The following is a 14,473-nucleotide window of genomic DNA, read 5'->3' as shown; positions in this document are numbered from 1 at the left end:
CCCCGTGAGCGCAGCCCAGCCCAACCCCGTCTACCGGGCCTCCTGGCACCTGGCCCGCTTCCTTCTCCGCCTTCTCTTCCACTACCGGGTGGAAGGCGCGGAGAAGGTCCCGGCCGAAGGCCCCGTGATCCTGGCGGCGAACCACCTCTCCATCCTGGACCCCATCGTCGTCGGGGCGGGGATCAAGCGCCCCGTGAGCTTCATGGCCCGGGCGGACGTCTTCCGCCTGCCCCTCCTCTCCTGGCTCCTTCCCCGGCTCTACGCCATCCCCGTGGAGCGGGGAAGCGGGGACTTGAGCGCCGTGAAGGGCGCCATCCGCGCCCTGGAGCGGGGCATGGCCTTCGGCATCTTCCCGGAAGGCACCCGAAGCCGCACCGGCAAGCTCCAGCCCTTCAAGACCGGGGTGGCGGCCATCGCCCTGCGCACGGGAAGCCCCGTGGTCCCCGTGGCCGTGGTGGGCACGGAGGAAGCCTGGCCCGTGGGGAAGAAGCTCTTCCGCCCCTGCCGCCCCGTACGGGTGGTCTATGGGGATCCCATACCGGTTCCTAGGAAGTCCAAGGTTTCCCACCGGGAGCTGGAAGCGCTCACCCGGGAGATTGAGGCCCGGGTACGGGATCTTCTGCCCCCTCGCTACTGGGAAAGCCAATGCTTCCGTTAAAGTGCCTAGCTGCTGATTTTTATAGAAAAGGGACTAGACCTTGAGAAACACTTCTAAGCGTGATATATTCCGCCCGGAAGGGCAAAGAAGCAAGGAGGTGAGAGATGGCTGCGAAGAAGACGGTGACCAAAGCGGATCTGGTGGATCAGGTGGCCCAGGCCACTGGGCTCAAGAAGAAGGACGTGAAGGCCGTGGTGGACGCCCTACTGGCCAAGGTGGAGGAGGCCTTGGCCAACGGGAGCAAGGTCCAGCTCACGGGCTTCGGCACCTTTGAGGTGCGCAAGCGCAAGGCCCGCACCGGGGTGAAGCCGGGCACCAAGGAGAAGATCAAGATCCCCGCCACCCAGTATCCCGCCTTCAAGCCCGGTAAGGCCCTGAAGGAGAAGGTCAAGAAGTAAACGGCCCTTCCGCCGGGGGGGCGCTAGCCCCCCGGTCGCCCCTTTCCATCTCCGCCTTGAGGGCGGCGAGGGGCTCCTGCCAGTCCTCCCCCAGGGTGAGGAGGCGGTAGGGCTTGCCCAGACGCCGGGCCGCCTTGCGCATAAGGCCCGGGATGGGGGGCAGGCGTAGGAGACCACGAGGGCGAGGCCCTTGACCCGGCCGAGCCGCCCCAGGTAGTGGATCGCCCCCACGAGCTCCCGGTCCGTGGGCAGGTCCACGGGGAGAAGCCGGTCCGCCTCCTCCCTGAGCCGCTCGGGGGGTAGGTCGGGGAAGTAGGCCTCGAGGCCGTGGGCCCTTAGGGCCGCCTCCACCTCCCGGCGGAAGGCGGGCTCCTCCAGGAGGTAGGGCTGGGCCACGACCCCCACGCTCCCCTGAGGCGTGGGGAGGGGCGGGGGAGGCTTGAGGAGCCTCCGGGTACGGTCCAGGGCCCGGCCCACGAGCATGGGGTTGCGGACAAGAAGCTGGCCCACCTCCCCCGCCCGGCCCAAAACCCGCTCGGAGAGCTCCGCCGGGACCTTGAGCACCGGGGGCAGGCCCGGGAAGTAGCGGAGGAGGGTGGCCTCCAGGTCCAAAAGCCAAGGGCACTGCCCCCCGCCCCGCTCCGACTCCACCCCGCCCTGCAGGTCGGGAAGGAGAAGGTAGTCCACCCCCGCTTCCTTGAGGGCCTCCACCTGGGCAAGGAGGCGCTGCACGGGAAGGCAGAAGGGGAGGTCGGAGGGAGGAGGCGCGGCCTCCACCACCTCCACGCCCAGGGCCTCGAGGTAGGCCCGCCAGAAGTCCAGGTAGCGGCGGGAGAGGAAGCCGTGGACCAAGCCGACGCGCATACCGCCTTATCCTACGCCAAGCCCGCGGAGGAGGGCGAGGAGGGCCCGCTGGCCCTCCAGGAGGCTATTCGGCAGGACCCACTCCTCCGGAGTGTGGGCCCCCCCACCCCGGTACACCCCGAAGCCCAAGGCGGGGATGCCCCGCTCAATGGCAGCGCTGGCGTCGGTGGAGCCAGGAAGCCACTGGGGCCTCTCCCCCACCTCCGCCAAAGCCCTTTCCGCCGCCTGAAGGAGGCGGGGCGTGGCGGTCCGGCCCGCAGGCCGCCTTCCCAAGACCTCGAGGGCGAGCCTGACCCGGTGGGCCCGTGCGGCCTCGGCGAAGGCCGCCTCCACCCCTTGGAGCAGGGCGGCCAAGGCCGCCTCCTCCAAGGCCCGGACCTCCAAGAGGCAGGCCGCCTCCTGGGGGAGGGCGTTCACCGCCTGGCCACCCTCGAGGCCGCTTGCGTTGACGCTCGCGTCCTCCCGCCCCTCCACCAGGGCGCGAACGCGGCAAAGCCCCTCCGCCAGGGCAAACACGGGGTGGGGAAGCCGCCGGTCCCCCCAGGCGTGGCCCCCGGGCCCCTGGAGCCGGACCCTAAGGCGCACGGAGCCCAGGGCCCGGTCCACCACCCCTGGCAGGTACCCGTCCACGGCCACCACCATCTCAGGGGAGAGGGCCTCCACCAAAGCCCGCGCCCCCTTGAGGTTGCCGAGGCCCTCCTCCCCCACGGTGAAGCCCCGCACCACCCCGGGAAGCTCGGGGAGGGAAAGGAGGACGGCCACCCCGCTCGTGTTGTCCCCCACCCCAGGGGCATAGAGCCGCTCGCCCACCCGCCTCGGGGGCTTTGGGGAGAGGACGGTGTCCAGGTGGGCCAGGAGAAGGACCTTCCCCTCCCCGGCCCAAACGTTGCCGAGGCCGTCCCTCCGGGCCCCGGGGAGCCTCGAGGCCACGTACTCCCCCCTCGCCTCCTCCCCCGCAAGGGGGGCGAGCTCCAGGAGGTAGCGCCGCGGGTCCTCCACCTTCACTCTTCGGGCCTCGCCAACCCCTCCCGGATGGCGTAAAGGGCCGCCTGGGTCCGGTTGTTGAGGTGAAGCTTCTGGAAAATCTCCGAAAGGCGGTTGCGCACCGTCTTCTCGGAAAGCTGAAGCTCGGCGGCGATCTCCTGGTTGGTGTACCCCTGGGCCACCAGCCTCAGGATCTGGACCTCGCGCTCGGAAAGCTCGGCGTGGAGGGGCTGGCTGGCCTCCTTCTTGGCGCGGAAGTCCTGGATGATGTGCCCGGCAAGCTCCGCGTCCAGAAGCACCTCCCCTGCGTGGACGCGGCGGATGGCGTCCACCAGCTCCCTCGCGTCCACGTCCTTGAGGAGGTAGCCCCGGGCCCCCGCCTTCACCGCCTCAAAGACGTAGGCGTCCTGGCGGTACATGGTGAGCATGATGACCTTGGCCTGGGGCCACTCCTTGAGGATGGCCTGGGTGGCCTGCACCCCGTCCAGGCCCGGCATCTGGATGTCCATGAGGATCACGTCGGGCTTGGTCTCCAGGGCGTGGCGCATGGCCTCCCATCCGTCCTTGGCCTCCCCCACCACCCGGAAGTCCCCCTCGGCCTCCAGAAGGCTTTTCAGCCCCTGGCGGAAGAGGGCGTGGTCGTCCGCCAGAAGAACCCGGATCACCCTTCCATCATAGCCCCAAAGGGGCTAGGGTAGAGGCGTGCTGACCTTTCGCGTGGAGAAACTGGTGCCCGGGGGGTACGGTCTGGCCCGCACCGAAAGGGGGGTGGTCCTGGTGAAGGGGGCCCTCCCCGGGGAGCTGGTGCGGGGGGAGCCCAAGTGGAAAAAGGGCACCCTCTTCCTGGAGGCCCCCGAGATCCTAGAGCCCCACCCTGCCCGCTACCCCGAGCCCCTTCCCCCTTCCGCCGACCTCCCTCTGGCCTACGAGGCCCAGCTCCCCCTGAAGGAAGCCCTGGTGAGTGACGCCCTGGAACGGGTCGCCAAGCTGGAGGCCCCCCTAGCCCCCATCCACCCCTCCCCCAGGCCTCTCGCCTACCGCACCGCCGCCCAGTACGCCCGCCACCCCTTGGGGGGCTTGGCCTACCGCCTGCCGGAAAGCCGCGAGCTCCACCGCCTGGAAGAAGACCCCCTTCTCGCCGAGCCCCTGGCCTGGGCTTTTGATGTCCTAAAGCTCTGGCCCCTCCCCGTGGAGGAGGTGGCCCTTAGGGGAAGCCTTCTAGAGGGCAAGGTCCTCCTCGGTCTCGTCGGGGGGGTTCCCGAGGCCCTAAAGCGCCCCGCCAAGGCCCTGGTGAAGGAGGGCTTCGCCGGGGTGGTCTGGGCCGAGCCCTCCCCCAAGGGGCGCTTCCGGGGCCGGGTCACGCCCCTCGCCGGAGAGCGCACCCTCCTCGAGGCCTTCGGCCCTCTAAAGGCCACGGTAAGCGTGGAAAGCTTCAGCCAGGTGAACCCTTTGGCGGCGGGGGACCTCCTGGAGGAGGCCCGCACGCTGGTCTTGGGGGGAAGGCGGGCGCTGGAGCTTTACGCCGGATCGGGCCTTTTTTCCCTCCTCCTCTCACCCCGCTACGAGGAGGTGGTGGCGGTGGAGATCAGCAAGGAGGCGGTGCGCCGGGGGGAGATGGACCGGAAGCGCCTCGGGGCAGAAAACGTCCGCTTCCTCCGCATGGACGCCCGCAAGGCCGAGGCCCTGGGCGCCTTTGACCTCGTGGTGGTGGACCCGCCCCGGGCGGGGCTTTCCCCCGAGGTGCGGGCCTACCTCAAGGAGACCCGCCCCCGGGAGATCCTCTACGTGTCCTGCGACCCCGCCACCTGGGCGCGGGACGTGGGGGCCCTGGTCCAGGGGGGCTACCGCCTCGCCTTCGCCCGCCCCTACGACTTCTTCCCCTTCACCCACCACGTGGAGGTCCTCTCCCTCCTCCGCCTTTAGCCGGCCCGGGGTATCCTGGAAGGCAAAGGAGCCCCCATGGTCCTCATCCTGAACGGCCCCAACCTGAACCTTCTGGGCAGGCGGGAACCCGAGGTCTACGGGCGCACCACCCTGGAGGAGCTCGAGGCCCTCTGCGAGGCCTGGGGGGCGGAGCTCGGCCTCGGGGTGGTCTTCCGGCAGACGAACTACGAAGGCCAGCTCATTGAGTGGGTGCAGCAGGCCCACCAGGAGGGGTTCTTGGCCATCGTCCTCAACCCCGGGGCGCTCACCCACTATTCCTACGCCCTCCTGGACGCCATCCGTGCCCAACCCCTCCCCGTGGTGGAGGTCCACCTCACCAACCTCCACGCCCGGGAGGAGTTCCGCCGCCACTCCGTGACCGCTCCGGCCTGCCGGGGGATCGTCTCCGGCTTCGGGCCCCTCTCCTACAAGCTCGCCCTGGTCTACCTGGCGGAAACCCTGGAGGTAGGGGGCAAAGGTTTCTGAATTTCTTCCCGTTTATTCGCAAAGCCCCCCGGTGCTATAATGGAAGGTGGCGTCTAAACGCCTTCTAGGAGCGCTATGGCCCAGGTACTGCCTGTAGAAATCACCGAGGAACTCAAGCAGAGCTTCATCAACTACGCCATGTCCGTCATCGTGGACCGGGCCCTGCCCGACGTGCGGGACGGGCTCAAGCCGGTCCAGAGGCGGATCCTCTTCGGCGCCTACCAGGAAGGGGTCCTGCCGGGACGCAAGCACGTGAAGAGCGCCAAGATCGTGGGCGAGGTCATGGGCAAGTACCACCCCCACGGGGACGCCGCCATCTACGACGCCCTGGTGCGCATGGCCCAGCCCTGGAACCTCCGCTACCCCCTCATTGACGGCCAGGGGAACTTCGGCTCCATAGACGGCGACCCCCCGGCGGCACAGCGCTACACCGAGGCCAGGCTTTCCCCCATCGGGGCGGAGATGCTTTTGGACATTGACAAGGACACGGTGGACTTCCGCCCCAACTACGACGGCTCCCTCAAGGAGCCCGAGGTCCTGCCCGCCGCCATCCCCAACCTCCTGGTGAACGGCTCAAGCGGCATCGCCGTGGGCATGGCCACGAGCCTCCCGCCCCACAACCTCTCCGAGGTGGTGGACGCCCTGGTGGCCATGATCGAAAACCCCGCCATCACCCTGGAAGAGGTCATGCGCCACCTCCCCGGCCCCGACTTCCCCACCGGGGGGAAGCTCTCCAAGAAGGGCATCAAGGAGGCCTACGCCACCGGGCGGGGAAGCCTCAAGGTGCGGGCCAAGGTGCGGGTGGAGGAGAAGGGGCAGAGGCCCGTCCTGGTGGTGACGGAGATCCCCTACCAGGTGAACAAGGCGAGCCTCATCGCCCAGATCGCCGCCCTGGTCAAGGCCAAGAAAATTGAGGACATCGTGGGCCTCCGGGACGAGTCCGACCGGCAGGGCCTGAGGATCGCCATTGAGCTCAAGCGGGGCGCCAACCCCCAGGTGGTCCTGAACCAGCTCTACAAGCACACCGCCCTCCAGACCTCCTTCACGGTGAACCTCCTCGCCATCGTGGACGGGGAGCCCAAGGTCCTCTCCCTCCTGGACCTGATGCGCCACTACCTGGACCACCGCAAGGAGGTGGTGCGCCGCCGGAGCCTCTTTGAGCTCAGGAAGGCGGAGGAGCGGGCCCACGTCCTGGAAGGGCTCCTCATCGCCCTGGACCACATTGACGAGGTCATCGCCCTGATCCGCGGCTCCGAGGACGCCCCCAAGGCCCGCATCGCCCTCATGGAACGCTTCGGCCTCTCCGAGGCCCAGGCCCAGGCCATCCTGGACATGCGCCTCCAGCGCCTCGTGGCCCTGGAACGGGAGAAGCTTTTGGAGGAGTACCGGGGGCTCATGGAGGAGATCGCCCGCCTGAAGGCGATCCTCGAGGACGAGGCCCGCCTCCTCGCCGAGGTCAAGGCCGACCTCCTCCGGGTCAAGGAGAAGTACGGGGACGCGCGGCGCACCCTCATCACCGAGTTTGAGGAGACCTTCAACCCCGAGGACCTGATTGAGGACGAGCCCATGGTCATCACCCTCACGGCCCAGGGCTTCCTCAAGCGCCTCCCTCTGGAGAGCTACCGGGCCCAGGGCCGGGGGGGAAGGGCCTTTTGGCGGGCAGGACCAAGGAGGAGGACGAGGCCACCCAGGTCTTCGTGGCCGACGCCCACGACGACCTCCTCCTCTTCACGAACCGGGGCCGGGTCTACCGCCTCAAGGTCTACGAGCTTCCCGAGATGGGCCGCCAGGCCCGGGGGGTCCACGTGAAAAGCCTCCTCCCCCTCGCCGAGGACGAGGAGGTGGCCGCCCTCCTCTCCGTGCGGGGCCTGGACCAGGAAGGCCACCTGGTCTTCGCCACGGAGCAGGGCCTCGTCAAGCGCACCGCCCTCAAGGAGTACCAGAACCTGGGCCAGGCGGGCCTCATCGCCATAAGGCTCCAGGAGGGGGACCGCCTGGTGGGGGTCGCCCTCTCCGACCCCGAGGACGAGGCCATCCTGGCCACCCAAGAGGGCCAGGCCATCCGCTTCCCCCTGGAGGAGGTGCGGGCCACGGGGCGGGACACCCAAGGGGTGATCGGCGTCCGCTTCAAGAAGCCCGAGGACCGCGTGGTCTCCCTGGTGGTGGTGAAGCCCGGGGAGATGGTGGACCTCCTCTCCGTGAGCACCCGGGGCTACGGCAAGCGCACCCCCCTTTCCGAGTACCCCCTCCAGGGCCGGGGCGGGATGGGGGTCATCACCTACGCCGTCTCCACCAAGGTGGGGAGGCTCGCCGCCCTGCTCAAGGTCCGGGGCGGGGAGGACCTCTTGGTCCTCTCCCGTAAGGGCCTCGCCATCCGCACCCCCGTGGCCGAGATCCGGCAGTACTCCCGGGCCACCGCCGGCGTCAAGGTGATGAACCTCCCGGAGGACGACGAGGTGGCGAGCGCCTTCGTGGTGGAGGAGGAAAAGTGATGGAAGAGGTCGTGCTCATCACGGTGCCGAGCGAGGAGGTGGCGAGGACCATCGCCAAGGCCCTGGTGGAGGAGCGCTTGGCCGCCTGCGTGAACATCGTCCCCGGCCTCACCTCCATCTACCGCTGGCAGGGGGAGGTGGTGGAAGACCAGGAGCTTCTCCTCCTCGTCAAGACCACCACCCACGCCTTCCCTAAGCTCAAGGAAAGGGTCAAGGCCCTCCACCCCTACACCGTGCCCGAGATCGTGGCCCTGCCCATCGCCGAGGGGAACCGGGAGTACCTGGACTGGCTTCGGGAGAACACGGGATGACCCCGGACATGCTGGACTTCCTCCGGGCCCTCCACCAAGAGGGAGCCCGGTTCTTGGTCATCGGGGGGTACGCCCTGGCCTTCTTCGGAAGGCCTCGCTTCACCAAGGACCTGGACCTCTGGGTGGACGCGGAGGAAGCCCCCAGGGTCCTCGCCGCCATCCGCCGCTTCTTCGGGGGGATGACCTGGGCCTCACCGTGGAGGACCTGGCAAGCCCCGGCGTGGTCCAGCTGGGCTACGCCCCCAACCGCATAGACCTGGTGATCCTGGAAACGCCCCCCTTTGACGAGGCCTTCGTCCGGGCCCTGAAGCACGAGGTGGAAGGGGTCCAAGTCTACGTGGTCCACCCCGAAGACTTCAAGGCCCTCAAGCGAGCCTTTGGGCGGCCCGTGGACCTCAGGGACTTGGAGGAGCTGGAATGAGGGAGATCCGGCCCGTGGCCCGCAGGTTCCCCCTGGACGCGCCCCCGACGACCGGGCGGAGTGGCGGGAGGTGCCCCTAGAGGAAAGGCTTCGCGCCGTTTGGGAGATGGCCCTTTTTTGGGCGAGGCTTAGGCTCGCCGAGGCGGAAGGGCGGGGGGAGAGGGCGAAGATCGCCATCCACCGCCTCCTCCCCGTGGCGAAGAAGCGCCCTCTGGGGAAGGGGTAGCCCGGCGCGATTTTTGCAACCCTAAGGTTTACAAAATCCCCGCCCCCGTGCTAGCCTGGGGGCAAGGAGGTTCGGCATGACCCAGGTGCGCGAGACCGTGAGCTTCAAGGCGGGGGACGTCATCCTCTACCCCGGGGTGCCGGGGCCGAGGGACCGGGCCTACCGGGTCCTCGAGGGCCTGGTGCGCCTGGAAGCGGTGGACGAGGAGGGGAACGCCCTCACCCTCCGCCTCGTCCGCCCTGGAGGCTTTTTCGGCGAGGAGGCCCTCTTCGGCCAGGAGCGCATCTACTTCGCCGAGGCCGCCACGGACGTCCGCCTCGAGCCCCTGCCGGAAAACCCCGATCCCGATCTCCTCAAGGACCTCGCCCAGCACCTCTCCCAGGGCCTGGCCGAGGCCTACCGCCGGATTGAGCGCCTCGCCACCCAGCGCCTCAAGAACCGCATGGCCGCGGCCCTTTTGGAGCTTTCGGAGACCCCCTTGGCCCACGAGGAGGAGGGCAAGGTGGTGCTCAAGGCCACCCACGACGAGCTGGCGGCCGCGGTGGGGAGCGTCCGGGAAACGGTGACCAAGGTCATCGGGGAGCTCGCCCGGGAAGGGTACATCCGCTCCGGGTACGGGAAGATCCAGCTTCTGGACCTCAAGGGGCTCAAGGCGCTCGCCGAAAGCCGGGGCCAGGGGCGCTAGGCCTTTTATAGACTGGAGGGGATGCGGCTCCGCCAGCGCCTCATCACCGGTCTCGTCACGCTGCTTCCCCTCATTGTCACCCTCTACCTCTTAGGGTGGGTCTACACCTATTCCGGCGCCTACATCCAGGCCTTCCTGCGGCTCTTCGGCCTCGAGGTGCCCCGGGCCTACCAGCCCGTTCTTCCCTTCGTGGGGCTTTTCCTCGCCGGGGTCCTGGTCTACTTGGTGGGAAGCCTGGCGGAAAACTACCTGGGGAAGCGGCTCATCGTCTCGCTGGAGCGCTCCCTTCTCCTCCTCCCCATCGTCCGGGACATCTATAAGGCCGTCCAGCAGATCGCCCATACCCTCTTCGGCCACCAGGAGGTGAAGTTCAGCCGGGCGGCGGTGATCGAGTACCCGAGGCGGGGGGTTTACGCCCTCTGTTTCGTGGTGCAAAGCGTCGGAGGGAGGCTTCCCCCCCTGCCCGAGGGCTACACCGCCGTCCTCGTGCCCACAAGCCCGGTGCCCGCAAGCGGCATGGTGGTCCTGGTCCCCTCGGAGGAGGTCCTCCCCCTGGAGATCAGCGTGGAGGAGGCCCTCAAGTACGTGGTCTCCGCCGGCTTCCTCCTCCCGGAAAAACCCCAAAGCCCCTTAACCTCCCTCCCACAAAGGGCGGAGCGGCCGTCCTAGAATGAGGGCGTGAAGCGCCACCTTCTCCTCCTTCTGGGGCTTTGCGGCCTGGCCTTCGCGGCCTTGCCGCCCCTCCTCGGCCAAGCCCTGCCCCCGGGGACGGAGCTCAGGCTCCTCTCCCCCGACCTGAAGACCCTCTTCGCCGCCTGGCGCCTCGAGAACAGCCGCCTCCTTCCCCTCTCCCCGCCCCTCGCCCCCCGCCCGGGGACGGAGGTGCGCCTTCTCCTTTCCGTACCCGGGAAGAAGCCCCAGGTCCTCCCCGGCGTGGCGGCGGAGGGGGACGTACTCCTCCTTTTGGAGAAGGAACGGGTAAGTTTGGTTCGGCTCCTGCAAGAGGCCTACGGCGTGGCCCTTCCGGGGAGGCTTTGGCCATGAAGCGGATCCTCCTCATCGAGGACGACCCTGAGGTGGCCCGGCTCGTGGAGGCCGAGCTCAATGAGGCCGGGTTCCAGGTGGACTGGGCCAAAACGGGGATGGAAGGGCTGATCCGGCACCGGGAAGGCAAGCCCGACCTCGTGGTCCTGGACCTCGGCCTCCCCGACCTGGACGGGGCGGAGGTGGCGCGAAGGATCCGGGCCACGGACGACACCCCCATCCTCGTCCTCACGGCCCAGGACGCGGTGGACCGCAAGGTGAGCCTCCTCACAGGCGGGGCCGATGACTACCTGGTAAAGCCCTTCCACCCTGCCGAGCTTTTGGCCCGGATTCAGGTGCAGCTCCGGCACAAGGAGGGGAGCGAGGTCCTCGCCGTGGGCCAGCTGGAGCTCTACCCCAGGAAGCGCCAGGTCTTCTTCCGCGAGCGGGAGGTCCGCCTCTCCCCCAAGGAGTTTGACCTCCTCCACCTCCTTATGAGCCGGCCCGGGCGGGTCTTTCCCCGCCCCGAGATCGAGGAAAGGGTCTGGGGCAGGCCCTTGGACAAGGACTCCAACGTCCTGGACGTTCACATGGCCAACCTCCGGGCCAAGCTCCGGGAGGCGGGGGCCTATGGATACCTGCGCACGGTCCGGGGCGTGGGCTACGCCGTGCGGCCGGGAAGGAGGGAGGAGGAGGGCTAGGTGCTCTCCTTCCGCACCCGGCTCTTCCTGGCCTTCGCCCTTTTGTGGCTCCTTTTCCTGGGCGGGGCCTGGTACCTGGCGGGACGCAGCGTGGACCAGGCCCTGAAAAGGCGCCTCGAGGCCACCCTCGTTCAGGACGTCCTCCGGGCGGCCGAGGCCTACCAGAAGGGCCAGGCGGGCGCCCTCCTCACCACGGGCGGGGTCTACCTGCACCTCTACGCTCAAGACGGCACCCCCATCGCCCTCACCCGGCCCGACCACCGCCTCCCCCCGAGAGGCTCCGCCGGGCAGGGTCCACCCCGGAGGTCCTCTGGGAAGAGGGCTTCGCCGCCGCCCTCGTGGCCACGCCCCTGGGCCTCCTCGTCCTCACCGCGGAGACAAGCCCCATTGAGGCCGCCCTCGAGGCCCTCCGGGAGGCCCTCCTCCGCGCCTTCCTCCTCCTCTTCCCCCTGGGCCTGGCCTTGGTCTACCTCACGGCCCGCCTCGCCGCCCGGCCCCTGGAGGCCGTGGCCCGGGAGATCACGCGCCGAAGCCCCGACCGCCTGGACCCCGTGCCCCACCGCCTGCCGAAGGACGAGTTCGGGCGCATGGTGGAGGCGGTGAACGCCCTGCTCCAGGCCCTGAAGGAGGCCAAGGAGCGGGAGCGGGCCTTCCTCGCCGAGGCCAGCCACGAGCTCAGGACCCCCCTCACCGTCCTCCTGGGCCACCTGGACCGCCTGGCCCGCAACCCCATGGACCTCGAGGCCCTCCGCACCGCCCGGGCCACCGCCGAGCGGATGCGCCGCCTGGTGGAGGACCTGCTGGCCCTGGCCCGGGGGGAGGTGGAGCGGAACCTCAACCTCCACATCGTGGACCTGGGGGAGGTGGCCCGGGAGGCGGCCCTGGAGTACGGGGTGGCGGCCGAGGCGGAAAGCGCCGAGGTCCTCGGGGACCCCGACCGCCTCCTCCAGCTCCTTCGCAACCTCGTCGCCAACGCCGTCCGGGCGGCGGGGAAGGAGGGCGTGCGGGTGCGGGTGCGCCGGGAAGCCGACCACGCCCTCCTGGAGGTGGAGGACTCGGGGCCCGGGATCCCCGAGGACCTCCTCCCCCGCCTCTTCCAGCGCTTCGCCCGGGGGCCCGGAGGGGGCACGGGGCTTGGGCTTGCCATCGCCCACGCCATCGCCAAGGCCCACGGCGGGGAGATCGCCGTGGAAAGCCGCCCCGGGCGCACGGTCTTCAGGGTGCGGTTGCCCCTTTTGGAGGAGGAGGCCTAAGGAGGGCCCGGAGGGATGTCCAGAAAGAAGCTGCGTTTCAGAGCCTTCACCAAGAAAGCGTCACCCTTCTTCCTCACCAGGTAGCAGGATCCAAATGCGCTTGAGGGGTATTTCCGCCTGAATATCGTCGGGAAGCCTTTCGTAGTTGGCGAGTAGGGCCTGAATGAGGTCGTTGGCGTCCCAAAGCCTTATCTCAAAGAAGGACTGCGCCTTCTCCTTCTCGGCGGCCCCCTTAAATCCATCCCAGGAAACAAAAAGCCCCACGCGGGCGTTCAGCTTGCCCATGGCGCCGCGAAGCTGGTTGAGCTCGGGGCCACCCACGGGAGCATCCCCCGACTTCACCTGTACGGCGAGCCTAGGCTCGTCAAACCCCAGGGGACCCCGCCCCGCCAGAATGTCCACACCCCCATCGGGTCCCTCGGGAGAACGGTAAGTGAAGTACCCCTCGGCTTGAAGAATCGCCTCCACGAGATAAGCCAAGCGGTGCCCTTTAAACTTGCGCGCAATGTGTTGCCGGATCAAATCCAGGGCGTACTCCTCCAAGTCCGCTGGATAGACTTCTCCCTCTTTCTTTTCTTCATTCTTGATTTTTTCGGGGGACTTGCCCTCGAGGAGGCGCACGACGCGTTCCTCGGCGTTGTTGCGCTGAATGCGGCACACGGTCATAAACGCCCCCAGGGAGTAGAGGATGTCCCTGTCAATCCTGTCCCGAGGTATTTCCTTGAACCACTCCACGGGGCGGGTGTGTTTGGCCCCTTCAGGGTTATTAGGGTTGTAAACGTAAGGACCCTTTACGCGCCCAAAATAAACGACAGGCCGCCGCTTGGAGGGCAGGGCAACCAAATCGCCCTGCTGCATCTCGCGGACAAAAGGCCAGATTTGACTGAGCCAGCTGAGAAGGGCTTTACGTTGAATCTCGGGATAGGTCTCCTCCAAGAGATTGTAAAGTTCCTCCCGAGTTTGCACCTGAGAGAGGTCGGGCAAGTCGTCCCATCCAATGACCGCAACCCTGTTATTCAGGGCAAACTCTTCCTGCTCACCGCGTTTCCCCGCCCGCACCAACCAAAGCGCCATGCCTCTCACCTCCCCCCAAGATATTCCTTCGTGTGCTACCTCATAGCTCCACCCCGGCCATCTTCAGGAGCACCCGGCTGCGGATGAGGTTGTGAACCAGCAGGATGAGGTTCACCCGGGCCACCAGACCCCAGTAGGACCGCGCCTCTATCCGATGAAGCCCTAAAGACCGCACCATCACACTGAAGCGGGTCTCTATCCAGTTCCTGACCCTCCCCATCCACTCTCTCCACCCCGTCTCCACCACCTTCCCTCCCCTGACCCGATAGGGCGGGGTCTTGACCCCCTGGACCCAGCGGAAGCCCCGGTCCCCCAAGACCGCGGGCAGACCGTCCAGCAGGTCCCTCCCCCAGGTCTCCCGGGCATTACCGGGGAGAATGGCCCAACGAAAGAAGAGACCCCGCTCGTTCATCACTGGCATGATGCTTTCCCGTCAGGGAAACAGCTTGTGGACGTAGCCCGCGAAAGCCCCCAGAGGTCCTACCCCCATCGCGGCCTCGGGAAGAGAGAGGCCGTGGATGCGGTGGCCGTGGGCCAGGGGGATAGGCTTGAGGTCCACCACCTGCAGGAGGCCTTGTCCCCCAGAGAGCCTCATGGCCAGGTGAGCCAACAACCCCTGGGCCTTCTGAAGGACCCGGTAGAAGCGGGAGAGGTGGGGGAGGGAGGGGAAGTAGGCCTTGAGGGTGGTCTTGGCGGCCAAGTAGCCTTTGGCGAGGTCTTGGCCTTGCAAAAGGAGAAAGATGGCGAGGGTTAGGAGCTCGGCCAGGGTAGCCTTCTGGTGCTTTTGCTTTGGGGGGAGCTTGAGGCCTTGGGCCTGCAAGGCCTTGAGCTCGTCATCCACCCAGATGTAGGTAGCCACCAGAAGGGTTTCTGCGTCAAGATGGTAAAGGGGGTGCTCACGATCTTGCCGCATGGCACCCCCCTTTTTTCACACCCCAGGGGTCGGGGTCAAGTAGCACACGAAGGTATTCTCT

Annotated in this window: 12 protein-coding genes and 6 pseudogenes; 13 read left to right on the top strand and 5 right to left on the bottom strand. The window is 67.9% G+C overall.

Annotation, left to right across the window (positions count from 1 at the left end; all coding sequences use genetic code 11):
* Positions 1-4: 4 nt before the first annotated feature.
* Positions 5-658: a lysophospholipid acyltransferase family protein gene (locus AV541_RS04000; RefSeq protein WP_060384289.1), complete on the top strand. Its 654-nt coding sequence runs from the start codon at positions 5-7 to the stop codon at positions 656-658.
* 104 nt (positions 659-762) lie between these two features.
* The gene (locus AV541_RS03995; protein WP_008632816.1) at positions 763-1,056 is read left to right on the top strand and encodes an HU family DNA-binding protein; all 294 of its coding nucleotides are present in this window, start codon (positions 763-765) and stop codon (positions 1,054-1,056) included.
* Here AV541_RS03995 and AV541_RS03990 read toward each other — a convergent pair.
* The 3 genes and pseudogenes from AV541_RS03990 to AV541_RS03980 form a co-directional block, all read right to left on the bottom strand.
* A pseudogene (locus AV541_RS03990) lies at positions 1,046-1,920 on the bottom strand (hypothetical protein). The gene AV541_RS03995 and the pseudogene AV541_RS03990 overlap by 11 nt on opposite strands.
* A 6-nt stretch (positions 1,921-1,926) precedes the next feature.
* Positions 1,927-2,925: a M20/M25/M40 family metallo-hydrolase gene (locus AV541_RS03985; RefSeq protein WP_060384288.1), complete on the bottom strand. Its 999-nt coding sequence runs from the start codon at positions 2,923-2,925 to the stop codon at positions 1,927-1,929.
* Positions 2,922-3,569 (bottom strand): response regulator transcription factor, encoded by a 648-nt coding sequence (locus AV541_RS03980; RefSeq protein ID WP_008632821.1) that lies wholly within the window; start codon positions 3,567-3,569, stop codon positions 2,922-2,924. The genes AV541_RS03985 and AV541_RS03980 overlap by 4 nt, the downstream gene beginning before the upstream one ends.
* A gap of 37 nt (positions 3,570-3,606) precedes the next feature.
* Between AV541_RS03980 and AV541_RS03975 the strand changes: the two genes are divergently transcribed.
* The 11 genes and pseudogenes from AV541_RS03975 (at position 3,607) to AV541_RS03925 (ending at position 12,425) form a co-directional block, all read left to right on the top strand.
* Positions 3,607-4,827 (top strand): class I SAM-dependent RNA methyltransferase, encoded by a 1,221-nt coding sequence (locus AV541_RS03975; RefSeq protein ID WP_060384287.1) that lies wholly within the window; start codon positions 3,607-3,609, stop codon positions 4,825-4,827.
* 36 nt (positions 4,828-4,863) lie between these two features.
* Positions 4,864-5,313, top strand: coding sequence for a type II 3-dehydroquinate dehydratase (gene aroQ, locus AV541_RS03970; RefSeq protein WP_008632826.1), 450 nt, complete (start codon positions 4,864-4,866; stop codon positions 5,311-5,313).
* A gap of 75 nt (positions 5,314-5,388) precedes the next feature.
* A pseudogene (gyrA, locus tag AV541_RS03965) lies at positions 5,389-7,805 on the top strand (DNA gyrase subunit A).
* A complete protein-coding gene (gene cutA, locus AV541_RS03960; RefSeq protein ID WP_008632829.1) occupies positions 7,805-8,116 on the top strand; it encodes a divalent-cation tolerance protein CutA in 312 nt (103 codons plus the stop codon). The pseudogene gyrA and the gene cutA overlap by 1 nt, the downstream one beginning before the upstream one ends.
* Positions 8,113-8,537, top strand: a pseudogene (locus tag AV541_RS13340) (nucleotidyl transferase AbiEii/AbiGii toxin family protein). Before cutA ends, AV541_RS13340 begins: the two are co-directional and overlap by 4 nt.
* Positions 8,534-8,763, top strand: a pseudogene (locus AV541_RS03950) (hypothetical protein). The pseudogenes AV541_RS13340 and AV541_RS03950 overlap by 4 nt, the downstream one beginning before the upstream one ends.
* A gap of 76 nt (positions 8,764-8,839) precedes the next feature.
* Positions 8,840-9,448 carry a Crp/Fnr family transcriptional regulator SdrP gene (sdrP, locus tag AV541_RS03945; RefSeq protein ID WP_060384286.1) on the top strand — a complete coding sequence of 203 codons (609 nt, stop codon included), beginning with the start codon at positions 8,840-8,842 and terminating at the stop codon, positions 9,446-9,448.
* Positions 9,449-9,469: 21 nt separating this feature from the next.
* Positions 9,470-10,117 (top strand): DUF502 domain-containing protein, encoded by a 648-nt coding sequence (locus AV541_RS03940; RefSeq protein ID WP_014629312.1) that lies wholly within the window; start codon positions 9,470-9,472, stop codon positions 10,115-10,117.
* Between the two features lie 9 nt (positions 10,118-10,126).
* Complete coding sequence (locus AV541_RS03935) at positions 10,127-10,492, top strand: hypothetical protein (RefSeq protein WP_060384285.1); 366 nt, start codon at positions 10,127-10,129, stop codon at positions 10,490-10,492.
* Positions 10,489-11,172, top strand: coding sequence for a response regulator transcription factor (locus AV541_RS03930; protein WP_008632837.1), 684 nt, complete (start codon positions 10,489-10,491; stop codon positions 11,170-11,172). Before AV541_RS03935 ends, AV541_RS03930 begins: the two co-directional genes overlap by 4 nt.
* Positions 11,173-12,425: pseudogene (locus AV541_RS03925) on the top strand (sensor histidine kinase).
* 60 nt (positions 12,426-12,485) lie between these two features.
* On the opposite strand, the gene AV541_RS03920 reads toward AV541_RS03925, so the two are convergent.
* Entirely contained in the window at positions 12,486-13,499 is a 1,014-nt protein-coding gene (locus AV541_RS03920; RefSeq protein WP_008632839.1) for a restriction endonuclease, read from the bottom strand.
* 40 nt (positions 13,500-13,539) lie between these two features.
* Positions 13,540-14,412, bottom strand: a pseudogene (locus AV541_RS13335) (transposase family protein).
* Between the last annotated feature and the right edge of the window lie 61 nt (positions 14,413-14,473).

It is taken from the genome of Thermus parvatiensis, from assembly GCF_001535545.1.
In the GTDB taxonomy this organism is placed as follows: Bacteria; Deinococcota; Deinococci; order Deinococcales; family Thermaceae; genus Thermus; species Thermus parvatiensis.
The sequence above is the reverse complement of the archived record's forward strand: the minus strand, read 5'-3'. Positions and strand labels throughout refer to the sequence as shown.